Here is a 17,673-nt window from a genome sequence, read left to right as displayed (position 1 = left end):
TTGCATGTATTAGGCACGCCGCCAGCGTTCGTCCTGAGCCAGGATCAAACTCTCCATAAAAGAATTTGATAAAGCTCAAATTTGCTGGCATCAAAATTGATGTCAAAATGTTATTTCTCAAATTAATGAGAAATTATATTCATTAACGTTTTGTTGTTCAGTTTCCAAAGTTCATATATATCGCTCCAAAAAGCGACAAACATATTGTAACAAATATTTAAATGTTAGTCAAAATAATTATTTCCAATCAACTCTCAGTAATAAGTTTCAACTAGTTATTGACTAGTTATGATGACAACTTTTACATAATACAACGAATTATTCATGAAAGTCAATATGAATTCATAAGTTTTTTATGAAGCACTAATTTTATATAAGAAATTAAGTTAAAAAGGGGAAGATACATGATTCGTAAATTGTTGCTAACAATAACAGTAGTATTTTTAGTAACATTGTTTGTTTTTCCAGAAAAAAATTCACTTGTCTCTGTTTTCCGTATGACTGAGGATCCTATTATTATTTCAAAAGGTCATTATGGACAATCTCTCGTTTTGGAAATTTCCTTCTCTCATGAAGGGTTAGAAGAATGGCTACAATCAGCGAACAAGCCTTATCCCTTACTAATGTTAGATGCGGATTGGATTGATCGCTCTCCTAAGCTAGTAGAAATTATAAAAAAGAGAAATTTCCCAACTGGTCTTCTAGGGGGAGAAGGAGCGGAGAACAAGGATAAATATTCAATTAATGATTTCAGTAAGGATTTGGCAATCTACCAAAAGCATTTTGAGTACAAGCCATTGTGGTTTATGACAACTGATTATGAATTTAATCCCGAACTAATGCAAGTTGTGTTTAAGGAAGAAGTAAACTTATTGTCTCCTTCTACAATTTATACTAAAAATTATAAAACTACAAAAGGTACAATTGTCACTTTGCCGCTTCACGAAAAATCTAAATTTAATTTTGAGGATGTCTCAAATTTACTTAAAAGCGAAAAGTTTATATCCATAGAGGAAAATGTTTTTGGTTATTCGATTAAAACTAAAAAAATGCCATAAATTAAAAAGGCTGCTACCTTAAAAAATAGGTAATAGCCTTTTTAGATTTTTGCGTATTATGCATTCGTACTTGCGTTTTTCTTTCCTTCTCTTGCAAGTTTTCTCGCTTTTTTACGTTCTTCCAACCTTTTACGATCCTCATCAGATTTTTCATTGTATTTTGGCAATGACAATAATTGATATGCATTAACTGCAATTAATGGGAACAATAATAATGCTACATATGTATCAATATTTCCTTGGCGCCCCATTAAAGCAATAATCCACTCTAATGATGTAATAACAATCATGAAGAACATTGAAGAAATTAACACATGTTTTTTCCCGGTTAACTGCACTTTCTTCATGGATGTTGCGATGGCACCAAATAGTAAAAAAATTAAAAGACCGATATAAAAGACCCAATCACTTGCATTTTCTGCACTTGGAACAAAACGGAATACAATTAAATCAACAATAAGAATAACCATTAATAAAACTTGAACCCAGTTCCATAAAGTTAACGTTTTAAAAATACCTATCCCTACTTGATGTAATGTTAAATATGCAAAAAAACCAGCTTGTGCAATAACACTCATGGTGAACCCTAGGAAGATCATCCAGGAAAAGGCTGCTAGAAATTCACCGATTTGCCCTTGAGCTAAATAGGGTTGAAAAAAGTTCCAACGAATAATCATTCCTGCGATGCCGGTAACACTACCACCAACTACTAAACACATAAAGAAAAATTTGACCCAATTTCGTATTGTCACGACGTAACGTCCTCCATTTTTTCAATATACCTTTATATTTTAGCAATGCAATTGTAAAAAAGCTATCGAAGTCATAATTGCATACATATTATGCGTAAGAATGTGAACAATAAATGAAAGAGAGTCTTTAAGAAAGGACTGGTACTTGTGCTAAAGCGTATATTCCCCATATTGTTCGTAGTACTTTTGCTCGCTAGCTGTTCCGAAAATACAAATACAAACCTTTCCTATGACGAGGTTAAAAAAATGGTGATTGATGCCGTACAAACCGAGGATGGAAAAAAAGCCATTCGTCAACTATTAGAAGATCCGAGTTTCCGTGAGCTTATTGTTCTTGAACATGATCAAATTGAAACAGCCATAAATACAACATTACTTTCAAAAGATGCTGAAGAATTTTGGAAGAAAACTTACGAAGATCCAAAATTTAAGGAAGCTATGGCGAAAAGCATGAAAGAACAACAAACAGAAATTATGAAGGATCTTATAAAAAACGCAACTTATCAGGAAGACTTAGTTAAATTTTTCGGACAAGCAGATATGCAAAAAGAGCTTGAAACTGTCTTAAAAAGCTCAACTTTACGAAAACAAATGGAAGAAGTCGTTATGGAAACCCTTCAAGATCCACTTTTACAAACACAATGGATAGATATTATTAAAAAGAGCGGAGAAACTTCAGGCGGTGGCGGTGAAGAAGGCGGCGGTAAAGAAGGCGGTAGTGGTGGAAAAGAAGGTGGAGAAGAAGGCGGTGGCGGTTCATAAATTCACCACTTTTACTTTTCAGCTGAAAGAAAAGAGGCGTCTCAATAATGAGACACCTCTTTTTTCATGATAATTTATCAATAACCTTTTGTGCCATATTCAAATAAATTTGACCTGTTGGATGGTCTTCTTCATAAATGGAAGGTGCAAAATCTTCATTTGTCCAATCAGGTTGTCCAAGAGGAACTTGGCCTAGTAAATCGGTTCTTAATTCATCGGCAAGTTTTGGACCGCCACCTTGACCAAAGACATATTCACGCTCTCCAGTTAATTTCGACTCAAACCATGCCATATTTTCGATAACCCCTAAAATATCATGATTTGTTTGTAATGCCATCGCACCCGCTCGAGCAGCTACAAAAGCAGCAGTCGGATGTGGTGTTGTCACAATAATTTCCTTTGAGGATGGTAACATTTGATGAATATCAAGTGCCACATCACCTGTTCCTGGAGGTAAGTCTAGTAATAAGTAATCAAGATTTCCCCATTCAACATCTCGGAAAAATTGATCTAAAACTTTTCCAAGCATTGGCCCACGCCAAACGATTGGTGCGTTGTTTTCTACAAAGAATCCCATTGAAATGACTTTTACACCTTTACGTTCTACAGGGTAAATTCTTTCTTCCTTCACAACTGGCATATCTTGAATGCCCATCATATCTGGAACACTAAAACCGTAAATATCTGCATCAATTAAGCCTACTTTTTTACCAAGTCGAGCCAGCGCTACTGCTAAATTGACAGAAACTGTTGATTTACCAACGCCACCTTTACCAGAAGCAATTGCAATAAATTGAACTGTCGAAAGTGGAGATAGCAAATCATGGACTTCAGATTCTGTTGCTTGACCACGGAAACTTTCTAGCACTTCTGGTGATAATTCTTCAAAGCGAATACCTACTGTAGAGGCACCAGCTTCTTTTAATAGTTCAACTATTTTCATTTGTAATTGCATTTGTTCTGGTGTGTTTGTTTTAGCTATCGCTATTTTCACACTAACGTGATTTTTTTCTTCTTTAATGGATACGTTTGTAATCGCATTCGTTTCAGCAAACGATCTATGTAAAAAAGGATCTTGTAATTGACTTAAAGCGTCACGGACTTTTTGTTCGTTTATCACTTGAAACACTCCCCATTATTTACTTCCAATAATAGTATAACACAGTGGTATTTGAATGCTTTAATGAAACATTCTCACTATTACTTCCACAATCAAACATCATACTCCATTGTTACCTAACTTTATTAAGATTATCACCAATTTTATCCTCTTTTAAAAGAAAAGAACCATAGATAAAATCGAGGAATCTCGAATTAATCTATGGTCCTTAATAGAAAATGATGTAAAAGTATATTACGCAAATAATTTCAAACTCTTTATTGGAACTCTAAATTCACATAGCTTTCAATCCCATCAACAATCGCCTGGGCCATCTTGTCTTGATAATCTTTACTCGATAAAAGGTCACGTTCTTCTTTGTTACTTAAAAATCCTGTTTCTACTAAAATAGCAGGTACTTCAGTTTTCTTTAAAAGATAAATTTGCTTAATTGCCATCGCTTCACGATCTGTATTTTGCAATGAATCTTTAATGGAAGATTGCACTGCTTTCGCTAACAATTCACTATTGGCATGTCCTTCTTTATGGTAGAATACTTGTGCACCTCGCCATTTCTCCTCTGGGATTGCATTTGCATGAATCGTAACAAAAATATCCGGTTCATTTGACTTCACTAGATTAGCTCTAAAGAAAATATCTTCCTTTTTTCTTTCCCTTAATGTGGAGAACTCTTCACTTGGAGCATGTTCATCTAATACATCTCCATCAGTAGAACGTGTCATTACAACTTCTGCACCCATACGCTTTAATTGACGCTCAACTTTTTGCGCAATTGCTAAAGTAACATCCTTTTCAATGACTTCACCTGATGATGCACCACCATCAATCCCACCATGACCAGCATCCAATACGATTTTAACCCCACCTAATGGTTCAGGTAAAAAGAAACTACGATCGGAAGCGCTTGTCTCATAAACAACGACAAGTAAACAACATAACAAAATAACTCCAAGAGCGATCCATCGCTTCAAAACTATTACACCGCCTTTAGCAACCTTTTGCACTACTATACGCAAAATTGGGGACTAGTATGCGTATTCTACAAACAAATATATGAACCTCCACTTAATGTCATATGTTGGACAAAGTGCCGAAAATAGTAGATAGGTAAAATAAAAACTGTCCACTCTTTTACAAATGGACAGTAAAATATTTTATTGAATTTGTAATTGATTTTGAAGGTTAGCATAAAATCCGTTTTTACTCATTAAACTTTCGTGGTTGCCTTGTTCAAGTATAGCACCGTCTTTAATTACTAATATTTGATCGGCGTTCTCAATCGTTTTAAGACGATGGGCTATCACAAAACTAGTTCGACCTTTCATTAAGTTGTTTAACCCTTTTTGTATGTGTACTTCTGTCATTGTATCAACACTTGATGTAGCCTCGTCTAAAATTAAGATATCTGGATCTTCTAATATCACCCGAGCAATCGCAATTAGCTGACGTTGACCTTGACTTAAATTCATGCCGCCTGAAACTAGCATCGTATCGTATCCATGTGGCAAATATTTAATAAAATTGTGAGCATAAGCAATTTTTGCCGCATTTTCTACTTGCTCGTCTGTTGCACTTAGTTTTCCATAACGAATATTTTCCCGAACAGTACCTGAAAACAAGTAGGTGTCTTGTAAAACAACACCTATATGATTGCGTAAGTTTTCCAACTGATACGATGTAGTATCTTCACCATCAATCGTAATATGGCCTTGCTTTGCATCATAAAACCGATTTAATAGTTGGATAATTGTTGTTTTACCCGAACCAGTTGGACCTACAAGAGCTATCGTTTCTCCTGCTTTTGCATGAAACGAAATATTATTGAGAACTGGCTTATTTTCGTTATAGTAAAAACCGACAGAATGGAAAGCAACATCACCATCGTATCGATCTTTTACGATGGCATTCGGTACGTCCTTTACTTCTTCCTGCTCATCAAGTATTTCAAATACGCGCTCAGCACCTGCAATGGCGGATTGGAATGTATTGAGTAAATTCGACAATTGATTAATTGGCCGGAAGAATTGTCTTGAGTAGGTTACAAATGACGCAATGACACCTACCGTTACAAGTCCATTTACAGATAACAATGCCCCACTCCCAATAATGAAGCCAATTCCTATGTTATTCATAAAGTTATTAATTGGTGGCAAATAGCCTGATACCGTCTCTGCTTTTAAAGCCGATGTTCGCAAACGTTCATTGGTCTTTTTAAATTGCGCGATTGTCTCATCTTCTTTTCCGAATAACGTAATAATATTAGCATTTGAAATGTTTTCTTCTATATAGCCATTTAACTCTCCTAAATCTCCTTGTCTCGCCTTATAGTTCACGCTACTTCTTTTAATTATTTTTTTCGTTGCATAGACAACAAGCGGAATGATAATCAGCGATACAATGGCTAACATCCAGTTTAAATAAAACATCGCAACTGCAGTCCCAATGATTGTAAATAGTGATGAAACGATTTGAATAACGCTTTGAGATAAGGCCAAATGTAAATTATCCACATCATTTGTCATACGGCTCATTAAATCCCCCTGTTGACGTTTATCAAAAATAAAAAGAGGGAGCATTTGAATTTTTTCGAAAAGTTCTTTTCGAAGTCGTTGAATTGTATTTAATGAAACACGTACCATAACAAATGTTTGTAACCATGAAAAGACGGATGATCCTAAATAAATAAATGCAAGTATGATTAACATCCTAACCGTACCGGATAAATCGCTAGGAATTATATACTGATCTATGATGATTCCAATAAATAATGGACCTAATAAGCTAAGAATGGAAGAGACAATAACGAATAATGTCGCAAATATAATGCCTGTTGGTTGCAATTGAAGGTAGCTCCAAATACGGCTTAAAGCAGCTTTTTGGTTATTTGGTTTGACCACTGGACCTTTAAAACCATGTCCCCGTTCTAAGCCGGTTCTTGTCGACTTTGCTTCATTAGTCATTAAGTACGCCTCCTTTCTCCACTTGTGTTTCAACGATTTCTTTATAATGCTCACAAGACTTTAGTAAATCATCATGGGTACCAGAAGCAATTAAATGACCATCATCAATGACGAGAATCTGATCCGCATTTTTAATAGAAGATACTTTTGAAGAAACGATAAACTTTGTACTATTTGGAAAGTTTGTTGTAATTGCCTGTTGGATTTTCTTTTCAGAGATTGCGTCAACTGCTGAAGTGGTATCATCTAAAATTAAAATTGCTGGCTTACGAATAAAGCTACGGGCCATTGCTAATCGTTGTTTTTGGCCCCCCGACAAATTCGTAGCTCCTTGTGTTAATACATGCTGTTCTTGTTCCGATAGCTTTTCTACAAATTCTGCAGCGCACGAAGCTTCCAATGCTACATTTATTTCATTTACATTGGCATCTGATTTGCCATATTTTAAGTTTTCTTCAATTGACATGGAAAAAAGAGCAGCTTTTTGAGGTGCATAGCCAATCGATTGTCTTAAAATCTGTAAATCATAGTTTTGAATTGGTTGGCGATCAATTAATACTTCCCCTTCGTCTACATCAAAAATACGAGGAAGTAATTTCATCATGGTTGATTTCCCACTACCTGTCATCCCAATAATCCCAATCGTTTCTCCAGCTTTTGCTTGGAAAGAGATGTTTTTTAATACCGGCTCCCCTTGCTTCGTATAAGAGAAACTAACGTTTTTAAATTCTACTTCTCCGCGGAGCTTTGTTTTCATCGGTTCAGCTGGATTAAGGATATCATTCGGTTCTTCAAGGACAGTGACAATTCGTTCAGCACTCGGGATTGCACGTGCAATTTGAATTAAGACATTACTAGAACTCATTAATCCGTTCATAATCATCATTAAATAGTTGATGAAGGCTAAAATCACCCCTACTTCAAGTGTGTTATTGTCAACTTTAATAGCTCCAATCCATAGCGCATAGACAAGACCCATATTCACAATTAAAGCGGTTAATGGCATTAGTACTGCTACCACTTGTTCTGCTGTAATATTACGCTTTGTTAAAAGTCCGTTCACTTCAAGAAATTGCTTCATTTGATAAGTTTTACGGTTAAACGCCTTAATTACCCGTATTCCCGCCAGGTTTTCCTGTACTTTTGTGTTCATAATGTCCACAGCTTCTTGTACTTTTCTGAAAAATTTACCCGTTAATTGAGTTAAGACAATGACACTAATGGCAAGTAGCGGCACCACATATAGAAGAACAGAAAACAGTTCTCGCGCCGTTATGTATACAAAAATAATGGCACCAATAAACATTAATGGTCCACGAACGAATACTTTTAACAACATGATAATTGCTCGCTGCAACGTCTCTACATCCATTGTTAAGTTAGTTATTAGTTTCCCTAATGTAAAGTGATCTTTATTGCGTTCCGAAAAACGAGTGATTGTTTCATATAACTCTTGTCGAATATCTGTTGCAAAGTTAACTGCCGTTTTTGTCGCATATGTGGAGCACCCGATCCCTCCAATTAGACCTAAAAAAGCAGCTAAAATCATTAATGCAAACATGCTCATGATATATTTTTCATCACCATTTGCAATTCCATTATCAATAATTTTCTGTAATATGGTCGGTTGTACTAAATCCATCACAACCTCAAGAATCATCATTGATGGAGCAAGTATGGCAAAGAAGATGTATGGACTTAAATATTTTCTTAGCTTCCACGCAGCCTTCATTCAATGCACCTCATGTTCTTTTTATCTGTTAGAAATACTACTCTTATTGATTTTATTTCTCAATAGTTAAATGAGAATTATTTTCATAATGCCTTTGTTTTTTCTCACTGAAGTTATGTATGCTACTATATAGAAAATATTAGAAACAGGAGGATTTTCCCTATGAAATTACGAGTTTCAGCTATTCAATATCATTTACATACAATCGATTCTTTTGAGGACTTTGCACTGCAATGTGAGCACTATTTAAAAGCAGCTTTAGAATTCGATACAGAGTTTGTTTTATACCCCGAATTTTTTACTACCCAATTATTATCAATTAAAGGCGAAAACGGAGAGGCATTAACAATTAATGACTTGCCAACTTTCACTGAGCAATATCGCAATTTATTTACTACACTTGCTAAAAAATATAACGTTCATATTATTGCAGGTACTCATGTAATCGAAGTTGAAGGCAAATTACGAAATACCGCGCATCTATTCTATCCAGATGGAAAAATTGGAACACAAGATAAAATCCACATTACACCAACAGAAGTGAATGAATGGAATATGTCTCGTGGCGATGGTTTAAACATTTTTGAAACGGATAAAGGGAAAATCGCGATACTTACTTGTTATGATATTGAATTTCCTGAAATCGTTCGTATGGCAAAAGCTCGCGGTGCCGATGTCATCTTCTGTCCATCGTGCACGGATGACCGTCATGGCTTCCATCGTGTACGCTATACAAGCCATGCCCGCGCAATTGAAAATCAAGTATATGTAGTACTTACAGGAACAGTGGGCGCATTACCTACCGTCGACTTTATGCGTGCAAACTTTGGTCAGGCAGCAATTATTACACCAAATGATGTTCCATTCCCTCCTAAAGGGCTTTTAGCTGAGGGCGAAATTAACAATGATATGCTTGTAACAGCTGACCTTGATTTAGAGCTTTTATACAAGGTACGTGAAAAAGGTTCTGTTACGACATGGCGTGATAGACGAGTAGATTTATACACTGATTGGGAGTAGATAATTCGAAAGGAGCTTTACTATGTATCGCAGTGAGCAGCTGTTGTTTGAGCAAGGTAAACCAGTTCATATTACAATTCGGAACTACACGAAAGAAGATTTCGATGACTTAATTGAGATACAATCTGAATGTTTCCCCCCTCCTTTTCCACAAGAATTATGGTGGAATAAAGAACAGTTAACGAATCACGTTACCTTATTTCCAGAAGGTGCTCTATGCATAGAGATAGACGGAAAGGTTGTTAGCTCATTAACAGGGCTATGCGTACAATTTGACCCCGCCCATCCAGCTCACTCTTGGGCTGAAGCAACCGACTCTGGGTATATTACAAACCACGATCCAAAGGGTAATACACTTTATATAGTTGATATTAGTGTTCGTCCAAGTTATCGTTCACTTGGGCTTGGCAAAATCATGATGCAAGCAATGTACCATGTTGTCATTAATAAAGGGCTAGACAGATTGCTTGGGGGTGGACGAATACCGGGATATCATAAACACTCAGCAAATATGACAGCTAACGAATATGTTGAAAAGGTGATGCGCGGAGAATTACATGATTCCGTTATTTCATTTTTATTACGGTGTGGTAGATTGCCTATTGCAGTCGTGGAAAATTATTTAGACGACGAAGAATCGCAAAATTTTGGCGTTCTAATGGAATGGAAAAATCCGTTAAAGTAACGTTTTAGTAACAAAAAATGTAAACGAATAATAAACACTATGAAAAGAGTAGAAAAAAGTTAACATTCTACTCTTTTTTTATATAGCAAAAATCAAAATAAACGATATGATTTAAGTATCAAAACAAGAAAATTTTACTTCATGATAGTTCTTTATAAATGTTGTAAAATTAATTTAGTACCTTTATGAATGAAAGGTGGAATTACCTTGAACCTACAAAAGTATAAAAGTTTACTTTTTCAAAATATAAAACAAAATTTATCAAAATGGTTTGATTCAAATGAATATGAAACAATACCATCTACTGAAGTTTATCGTTTTCTCCATTCACTAAAAGGAACTTCTGGTACTTTAAATCTTAATGGATTAGCTCAACTCTCCATTAAGTTACTAGAGCAACTAGATGAAAAAAGTGAATTTAACTGGCATAAACAAGAACTGAAAGATTATCTCTTCAAACTGATTGAATTATCCTATCAATATGAACATTTTGAAGAAGAAGTTTCTGAAGACGACAATACTCGAGACCCGCAAAAACCACTTATCCAAGTGATTGATGATGATGTTTCTATGCTTATTTTATTAAAAGATAGTTTAGAAGAAAACGGTTGGATGGTCATTACAAGTGTTGATCCTGAGAAAGCCGTTGAACAATACTATCAACTAAAGCCAGATTGTCTAATTATCGATTATCAACTACCAACAAAGTTAGGATTTGAAGCCTTAAAAGAAATACAGCAACATATTGAAAAGTACTTCATTCCTAGAGTTATCATCAGTGTGAATAATGATAAAGAAACAAGAATAAAAGCCTATCAAAATGGTGCAGATGATTTTATTGCAAAACCAATCGAACTTGATGAATTTTTAGTTCGTGTTGAAAGGCATTTATATCGCAAACAAATGTTTGACCAATCCGTTTTAATCGATGAGTTAACACAAGTATACAATCGTAAATTTTTAGAAGACAATTTTTCTAGACTATTACAGGATTATAAGAGAACAGGCCAAGCATTTGTTGTAAGTATTCTAGATTTAGACCATTTCAAAAAAGTAAATGATACATATGGTCACTTAACAGGAGACCTTGTATTAAAAGAGTTTGCACAATTCCTGAAAGAGCAAGTGCGCAATGTAGATAGAGTTTACCGAATTGGCGGCGAGGAATTTATTATCACTTTCCCAAGGTCCAATGAAAATGAAGTAAAAAAGCTTCTGACTAATCTGATAGAGGAATTTTCCGAAAAACTATTTACTTATGAGGACACCCCTTTTTCAATTTCATTTTCTGCTGGAATCTATACAGTGAACGATTTACACATTCCCCTTAAAACAGCTATAAGAGAAGCCGATGCTGCCTTATATGAAGCAAAACGTTTAGGAAGAGCTCGGGTAGAATGTTCTAAAGTGAATATCGATCCATCAGTTAAAAAAGTACTGAATATTTCAGTAGTAGATGATGATATTATTATTCGATCCATACTCGGTAAATTACTTAGTGGAATCCAAAACGAACAGCTTGATATAAACATAGGTATATATGAAGATGGTCCTTCGTTTTTAAAATCGGATTCTGCTCAAAATGGGGAGGAGCACTTCCTCATTTTAGATGGGATGATGCCAGGAATGGATGGTTTAGAAGTACTACAAGCAGTGAAAGCTGGAGAAAATTCAGACAAATTTACTGTTCTCATGCTAACAGGTAGAAAACGGGAAGAAGATATTGCCCGCGCGCTAAAATTAGGTGCAGATGATTATGTAACAAAACCATTTAGTACAACTGAATTAGAAGCAAGAATTACTAGACTTCTTAAAAGAGTAAATTAAATGTTTAACCAAGAAATTTTATTTCTGTCCATACTCAATTTAGTGCTCTTTGTAGGATTAATCAGTTTGCTCGGTTATTTAGTCATACGAAAATTTATTGAAATAAAGCATCAAAACCAACTTGCTGATGTAAAAAACAAGTTGCAACCATCCGTGATCAACTATTTGTTGGAAGGGTATTTTGGAAATAGTTTTACGTTTAAAAAAAGAGTCTATCTACAAGCAATGGAAGAACTATTTGTAAATTATGCTGAAGTGCTAACTGAAGAAAAAGTAAAAATGCATATTCTGGATTTTGCAGATCATCATTTTAAACATATATACGTAAAGAATTTATCTAGTAGACGATGGAGTACTAGAATGAATACGCTCTACTACATCGAAGAATTAGGGATGGAATCGTTAATCCCAACTATGTTAAATCGTATGGACCATCGTAAAACGTCCCAAACAGAAAAAGTTCAAATGTTAAGGATTTTAGCAACATTTCAACACCCTAAAATTGTGGAATATGTTAGTGAGTTTAATTTTATGTCTGATAGTGATTATAAAGGAATCCTATTAAAGCTAAACCACCAATTACTCGATTTACTATTTTTAAATTACCACCAACACAATGCGCAATTAAAATATGCTCTTCTGGACGTTATTTATATTACAAGTAATTTGCAGTATATCCACTTAGTTGAAGATATTTTCAAACATTCGATTGGAGAGGAACGAATTCGATCATACAAAGCATTAGTAAAGCTTGGGTATGCACAGGATATTAATAAGTTCATTCCGTTAGTCCACTCAATGGTTTGGGAAGAAAGAATGCTTACGGCAAAATTATTAGGTACCGTTAAAGAACAACAGTATTTACCAGCGTTAAGAGAGCTTTTACGCGACCCTATTTGGTGGGTTCGAACTCAAGCTGGACATGCTATTGCTTCTTATCCTAATAGTACTGAAATACTGCAGGACGTTGTACAAACAGAACAAGACCAGTTCGCAAAAGATTTAGCATTAGAATGGCTACAAAAAGGAGTAAAGAATGAGAATGCCAGAAACCATTTGGAGTGATATCGCACTCTTAATCGGATTCATGATTACGTTATACACAATCATTATCATTGCTTTTTATTTATTTATCTTTGTCACATCGGCCATTCAGCTAAGAAAAGAATACCGTTTGAAACTTGATCAATCCTTTATTGAGCATATTTATGGGGATAATGTAAAGCCTATATCCATTTTGGTACCTGCTTACAATGAGGAAGCGGGCATCATACAAAGTGTCCGCTCTTTGTTAAATATTCATTATCCTCTATTCGAAATTATTGTCATAAACGATGGCTCTAAAGATTCAACATTAGAAAAGATGATTAAAACTTACGATATGACTCCTGTTGATAAAGTGGTTCGAACGGTGATTCCAACAAATCAAATTAAAGCCATTTACCAATCAGAAGTTCTGCCTAATCTATATTTAATAGATAAAGAGAATGGTGGAAAGGCAGATGCATTAAACGCTGGCCTTAATTTTTCGAACTACCCTTACTTTTGTTCTTTAGATGGAGACTCCATCTTAGAAAGAGATGCTTTTATCAAAGTAATGAAGCCAATCTTAGATTCAAACAATGATGTTATTGCATCAGGTGGGAGTATTCGTATCGCCAATGGTTGTAAGATACAAAACGGAAATGTGCTACAAGTAGGATTATCTGAAAACCCGCTTGCCATTATGCAAACGATTGAATATTTACGTGCATTTTTAATGGGTCGAATCGGATTAAGTCGACATAATTTACTGCTAATTGTCTCTGGTGCTTTCGGCGTATTTTCGAAAAGCTGGGTACTCGAAGCTGGTGGGTACAAGCGGGATACTGTTGGAGAAGATATGGAGCTAGTGATACGTCTTCATCGATTAATAAAAGAGAAAAATGCAAAAAAACAAATCGTTTATATTCCCGATCCAGTTTGTTGGACAGAAGTACCTGAAGAAATTACTTATTTAAGAAGACAAAGAAGACGCTGGCATCAAGGCCTTTTCGAAAGTCTATGGGCACATAAGAAGATGCTCGCAAACCCTAAATACGGCAATATCGGTTTTATTTCACTCCCCTATTTTTGGATTGTTGAATTTTTCGGTCCAATTGTAGAATTTACCGGGTATCTCTACATGATTACTTCTTTCTTTATTGGTGGTATTTATTTAGAAATATCGTTGTTACTTTTCTTACTATCGTTTTTATATGGTTCTATCTTTTCAATGGGCGCGGTCCTATTAGAAGAGTGGAGCCTACGAAAATATCCGAAAGTAAGTGATATTATTAACCTCTTTCTTTATTCCCTTACAGAAACATTTTGGTATCGACCACTCACTGTCTTCTGGAGATTAGAGGGCATTTGGAATGTTATGAGAGGGAAACATCAATGGGGCGAAATGAAACGAAAAGGAATATCTGAGTGAAATGACCTTATAAACAATGAAAGAGGAAAAAGAAATGAAGAAAATTTTATTAGCTGAAGATGAAGAAGTTTTAAGAATGTTAGTGGTTGATACCCTTGAAGATGAAGGATATGAAGTGGATGAAGCAGCGGATGGCCAGGAAGCTTTAGATTTATATGAAGATGGGAAGTATGATCTTTTAATACTAGATTATATGATGCCCATTTTGAGTGGTTTAGATGTTATAAAGAAGATTCGTTCTACTGAAGGCGAAAATCGAGTTAAAATACTAATGCTCTCTGCGAAAAGTCAACAAGCTGAACAAGACCGTGTTTTAGAAGCGGGGGCAGATTATTTTATGAGTAAACCTTTTAGTCCGATTAAACTCGTACAATTGGTCGAGGACATCTTAAATGAAAGTTAACGAACATATAAAACGAAGCTTATCTAATCAAGTAGTCTATTTATTTGGAATCAGTATTGCATGTTTCATATTAGGAACGATTGTTTTGTTTTATATTCAATACCAGGCAAATCAAGGGTATATTGAAGAACGCCAAAAAATTGTAAACGAAAGAAATTTATTAATTCAAATTAACGATTTATTTAATACAACTTTTATTGATATGGGGGCTTCTACTACATTAGCTAATCCATTAATTGAAAGCCAGTTATATAGTCAACAAGATGAGATTGAGCGATTAATAGAAAGTTTAGAGACTTCATTGGAAAATGGCGGAAGAGATATTACTCACGCTAATATGGTTCGAGATTTTTCCAATGAGTTTTATTCATTTATTCTGCCTTCATTTTTAGAAGTGTATGAAAGTGGAAATCAACAACAGCTGGATAAACTTTCGAACAATATCATACTTCCAGAGGTCAAAACTTTCCGAAACTCGATGCAAAGTTCAATTATGTCGATTGGAAAAGCCCTTGAACAAAATGTACAAAACCTAACTCAAAATCAAACTTATATTCAAGTTATATTTATTCTTTTTATTCTTCTATTTCTTTTCACATTACAAAGAATTGTTAAAAGAGTATTTACGAATATTGGTCAGCCATTATCGGAATTTGCAAATGCCGCTAATGAAATTGCAGAAGGTAAAGAGGCTGTGATAAAAGCATACCCTAATCGAAAAGATGAATTAGGTACATTGTCAATTGCTTTTGAAAAAATGATTACCACTCTTCAAGTGAAGGAACAAGATTTAATTGCGCAAAATGAAGAACTCATGGCACAGCAAGAGGAATTGCAAGCTGGACAAGATCAACTACAGGAAACACTAAGCATTCTTATGGATAATGAAGAGAAACTAACGAGAAGTAATGCATTAATTAATGGCATATCAACCTCTCTAGACAAGAAGGACGTTCTATATAGTATTGTTGTAAACATGTGTAAAATAACGTTTTCTGATTGTGGCTTAATTACGTTTCTTCATGAGGATGCATATTCTTCTTTTGGTGTGTCAGAAACAGGTGTACAACAATTTAGAAACAACTTAGATTCAGGGCTTATCCAACGTCTACTGAACACAAGAAAAGCATTTGTTGTAAAACGTCAACAGGAAACCTCTGAAAAAGGCTACCATGAAGCTACTAACTATATTACTGATTTGTATATTCCAATTATTACAGCTAATCAGGATATAGAAGCAATTATGGTTTATAGTCGTTTGGGGAACACGTACTCAGAGAAGGAAACCGTAGAGTATCAAATCCTTACAAAGCAAATTGCTATTTCACTAGAAAAAATCAAATTATACGAACGCTCTGAAGAAGAAAGAATTATTAATCAAGATATTTTAAACACGGTTCAAGAAGGGATACAATTAATCGATGAAAACCGAAACATTCTTCAAATAAACCATGAGTTCAGTGAAATGTTTGAATGCATTGGGAATACGAATGAGATTATTGGTCTTTCATGGTCGGATTGGAGTTCCACATTAGCATCGAAAATAGAAGATGAGCAATTTATCCCTTCTCTAGATCAAGCAATATCTTATGCTTCTAGGGATAATCATGTAGAGCCAACATCGTTTATTTACCACATGAAGCAAGATTCTCGTGTCATTCAAGTTTATTGTAAAAAAATGTTCAACGGCGAAAAGGAAACCGGAACGATTATTGTTCACCGAGATATTACGAAAGAATTCGAAGTCGATCAAATGAAATCTGAGTTTGTGAGTACAGTAAGCCACGAGTTACGTACCCCTTTAGCAAGTGTTCTAGGGTTTACTGAACTTTTACTGCATAAAGAATTAAAACCAGAAAGAAAAACAAAATACCTAAAAACTATCTTTAATGAGGCTCAACGTCTATCTGCTTTAATTAACGACTTTTTAGATATACAGCGAATGGAATCTGGAAAACAAACGTATGATAAAAAGTTTATTAATATTGTTCCAATTCTTGAAAAGGTAATTGAACATCAACAAGTCCAAACATTAATACATCAAATTCACTTATCTATTGGTGCACAACAAACAAGAATCCTTGGTGATAAAAGCAGGATAGAACAAGTCTTTGGTAATCTTTTAAACAATGCAATCAAATATTCTCCAAAAGGCGGGGACATTGTTGTTCGTATACGGGAAGATGAAAATTCATTAAAAATTGACTTTAAAGATGAAGGATTAGGGATTCCAAATGATGCAATTCCACACCTTTTTGAGAAGTTTTATCGAATTGATAATACCGACCATCGCCACATTGGTGGAACAGGCTTAGGTTTATCCATTGTTTCAGAAATCGTTAAAATTCACGATGGTAGTATCTCTGTTGATTCAGAACTTGGAAAAGGAAGTGTATTCACATTAACTTTCCCCAAAATTATATTAGAAGATATGAAAAACTCAGAAAAGAATGTAAACATAAAGCAACACCATAATGTTGTCATTATAGAAGATGATAAAAGCTTAGCTGATTTATTATCACAAGAGTTAATAGGAAATGGGTTTCAAGTTTCATGTTTCAACAATGGATCCACCGCTTTAAAACAAATGAAGATATCTCCACCAGATGCTTTAGTTCTAGATATCAAACTTGAGGAAAATGAGTTGGATGGCTGGGCGATTATGGAGGAAATGAAAAAAGATGATAAGCTTAAAGATATCCCTATCTTTATTTCTTCTGCCTTTGATGAAAAGCAGCGTGGATATTCACTCGGAGCACAAGATTACTTATTAAAACCCTATAGTCCGAGCAAACTTTCAAATACGATTATGCAAACCCTTTTAGTAAACGGTAAACACGGTCAAATCATGATACCGAAAGAAGAGGTTTAAAAATGTAACGAGTAGCAAGAATCACCC

14 protein-coding genes and 1 rRNA gene are annotated in these 17,673 nt (G+C 34.9%); 9 read left to right on the top strand and 6 right to left on the bottom strand.

Translation table 11 applies throughout. The features are described from left to right. Window positions 1-60, bottom strand: a 16S ribosomal RNA gene (locus CRO00_RS09895); the annotation flags it as partial. Between the two features lie 344 nt (window positions 61-404). On the opposite strand from CRO00_RS09895, the gene CRO00_RS09890 reads away from it, so the two are divergent. Next, on the top strand, window positions 405-1,058 hold the full coding sequence (locus CRO00_RS09890; RefSeq protein WP_097073525.1) for a hypothetical protein: 654 nt from the start codon (window positions 405-407) through the stop codon (window positions 1,056-1,058). Between the two features lie 56 nt (window positions 1,059-1,114). On the opposite strand, the gene CRO00_RS09885 is transcribed toward CRO00_RS09890, so the two are convergent. Further along, window positions 1,115-1,810: a KinB-signaling pathway activation protein gene (locus CRO00_RS09885; RefSeq protein ID WP_097073524.1), complete on the bottom strand. Its 696-nt coding sequence runs from the start codon at window positions 1,808-1,810 to the stop codon at window positions 1,115-1,117. Between the two features lie 147 nt (window positions 1,811-1,957). On the opposite strand from CRO00_RS09885, the gene gerD reads away from it, so the two are divergent. After that, window positions 1,958-2,572, top strand: a complete 615-nt coding sequence (gene gerD / locus CRO00_RS09880) for a spore germination lipoprotein GerD (protein ID WP_161946657.1) — start codon at window positions 1,958-1,960, stop codon at window positions 2,570-2,572. Between the two features lie 64 nt (window positions 2,573-2,636). On the opposite strand, the gene CRO00_RS09875 is transcribed toward gerD, so the two are convergent. The 4 genes from CRO00_RS09875 to CRO00_RS09860 all read right to left on the bottom strand — a co-directional run bounded on the left by CRO00_RS09875 (window position 2,637) and on the right by CRO00_RS09860 (window position 8,384). Beyond that, window positions 2,637-3,692: an Mrp/NBP35 family ATP-binding protein gene (locus CRO00_RS09875; protein ID WP_097073522.1), complete on the bottom strand. Its 1,056-nt coding sequence runs from the start codon at window positions 3,690-3,692 to the stop codon at window positions 2,637-2,639. Window positions 3,693-3,949: 257 nt separating this feature from the next. Next, entirely contained in the window at window positions 3,950-4,663 is a 714-nt protein-coding gene (locus tag CRO00_RS09870; protein WP_097073521.1) for an N-acetylmuramoyl-L-alanine amidase, read from the bottom strand. Between the two features lie 183 nt (window positions 4,664-4,846). Then, complete coding sequence (locus CRO00_RS09865; protein WP_097073520.1) at window positions 4,847-6,652, bottom strand: ABC transporter ATP-binding protein; 1,806 nt, start codon at window positions 6,650-6,652, stop codon at window positions 4,847-4,849. Continuing rightward, window positions 6,645-8,384, bottom strand: a complete 1,740-nt coding sequence (locus CRO00_RS09860; protein WP_097073519.1) for an ABC transporter ATP-binding protein — start codon at window positions 8,382-8,384, stop codon at window positions 6,645-6,647. The genes CRO00_RS09865 and CRO00_RS09860 overlap by 8 nt, the downstream gene beginning before the upstream one ends. Before the next feature lie 162 nt (window positions 8,385-8,546). Here CRO00_RS09860 and CRO00_RS09855 point away from each other — a divergent pair, with 162 nt between their 5' ends. The 7 genes from CRO00_RS09855 (at window position 8,547) to CRO00_RS09825 (ending at window position 17,646) form a co-directional block, all read left to right on the top strand. After that, window positions 8,547-9,404 carry a carbon-nitrogen hydrolase family protein gene (locus CRO00_RS09855; protein ID WP_097073518.1) on the top strand — a complete coding sequence of 286 codons (858 nt, stop codon included), beginning with the start codon at window positions 8,547-8,549 and terminating at the stop codon, window positions 9,402-9,404. Between the two features lie 22 nt (window positions 9,405-9,426). Continuing rightward, entirely contained in the window at window positions 9,427-10,089 is a 663-nt protein-coding gene (locus tag CRO00_RS09850; RefSeq protein ID WP_097073517.1) for a GNAT family N-acetyltransferase, read from the top strand. A 207-nt stretch (window positions 10,090-10,296) separates the two neighbouring features. After that, a complete protein-coding gene (locus CRO00_RS09845) occupies window positions 10,297-11,916 on the top strand; it encodes a GGDEF domain-containing response regulator (protein WP_237658371.1) in 1,620 nt (539 codons plus the stop codon). Then, window positions 11,917-12,981: a HEAT repeat domain-containing protein gene (locus tag CRO00_RS09840; protein WP_097073515.1), complete on the top strand. Its 1,065-nt coding sequence runs from the start codon at window positions 11,917-11,919 to the stop codon at window positions 12,979-12,981. Then, on the top strand, window positions 12,959-14,371 hold the full coding sequence (locus CRO00_RS09835; RefSeq protein ID WP_097073514.1) for a glycosyltransferase family 2 protein: 1,413 nt from the start codon (window positions 12,959-12,961) through the stop codon (window positions 14,369-14,371). Before CRO00_RS09840 ends, CRO00_RS09835 begins: the two co-directional genes overlap by 23 nt. A gap of 34 nt (window positions 14,372-14,405) precedes the next feature. Then, complete coding sequence (locus tag CRO00_RS09830; protein ID WP_097073513.1) at window positions 14,406-14,774, top strand: response regulator; 369 nt, start codon at window positions 14,406-14,408, stop codon at window positions 14,772-14,774. Beyond that, window positions 14,764-17,646, top strand: a complete 2,883-nt coding sequence (locus CRO00_RS09825; RefSeq protein WP_097073512.1) for an ATP-binding protein — start codon at window positions 14,764-14,766, stop codon at window positions 17,644-17,646. Before CRO00_RS09830 ends, CRO00_RS09825 begins: the two co-directional genes overlap by 11 nt. The last annotated feature ends 27 nt before the right edge of the window (window positions 17,647-17,673 follow it).

Source organism: Ureibacillus xyleni (assembly GCF_900217795.1).
Taxonomy (GTDB): Bacteria; Bacillota; Bacilli; order Bacillales_A; family Planococcaceae; genus Ureibacillus; species Ureibacillus xyleni.
The sequence above is the reverse complement of the archived record's forward strand: the minus strand, read 5'-3'. Positions and strand labels throughout refer to the sequence as shown.

Bases quoted from the DNA above. Each gene is read 5' to 3' on its own strand.
- CRO00_RS09890 (WP_097073525.1), top strand. From the start codon at position 405: ATGATTCGTAAATTGTTGCTAACAATAACAGTAGTATTTTTAGTAACA.
- CRO00_RS09865 (WP_097073520.1), bottom strand. From the start codon at position 6,652: ATGACTAATGAAGCAAAGTCGACAAGAACCGGCTTAGAACGGGGACAT.
- CRO00_RS09860 (WP_097073519.1), bottom strand. From the start codon at position 8,384: ATGAAGGCTGCGTGGAAGCTAAGAAAATATTTAAGTCCATACATCTTC.
- CRO00_RS09855 (WP_097073518.1), top strand. From the start codon at position 8,547: ATGAAATTACGAGTTTCAGCTATTCAATATCATTTACATACAATCGAT.
- CRO00_RS09850 (WP_097073517.1), top strand. From the start codon at position 9,427: ATGTATCGCAGTGAGCAGCTGTTGTTTGAGCAAGGTAAACCAGTTCAT.
- CRO00_RS09840 (WP_097073515.1), top strand. From the start codon at position 11,917: ATGTTTAACCAAGAAATTTTATTTCTGTCCATACTCAATTTAGTGCTC.
- CRO00_RS09835 (WP_097073514.1), top strand. From the start codon at position 12,959: ATGCCAGAAACCATTTGGAGTGATATCGCACTCTTAATCGGATTCATG.
- CRO00_RS09830 (WP_097073513.1), top strand. From the start codon at position 14,406: ATGAAGAAAATTTTATTAGCTGAAGATGAAGAAGTTTTAAGAATGTTA.
- CRO00_RS09825 (WP_097073512.1), top strand. From the start codon at position 14,764: ATGAAAGTTAACGAACATATAAAACGAAGCTTATCTAATCAAGTAGTC.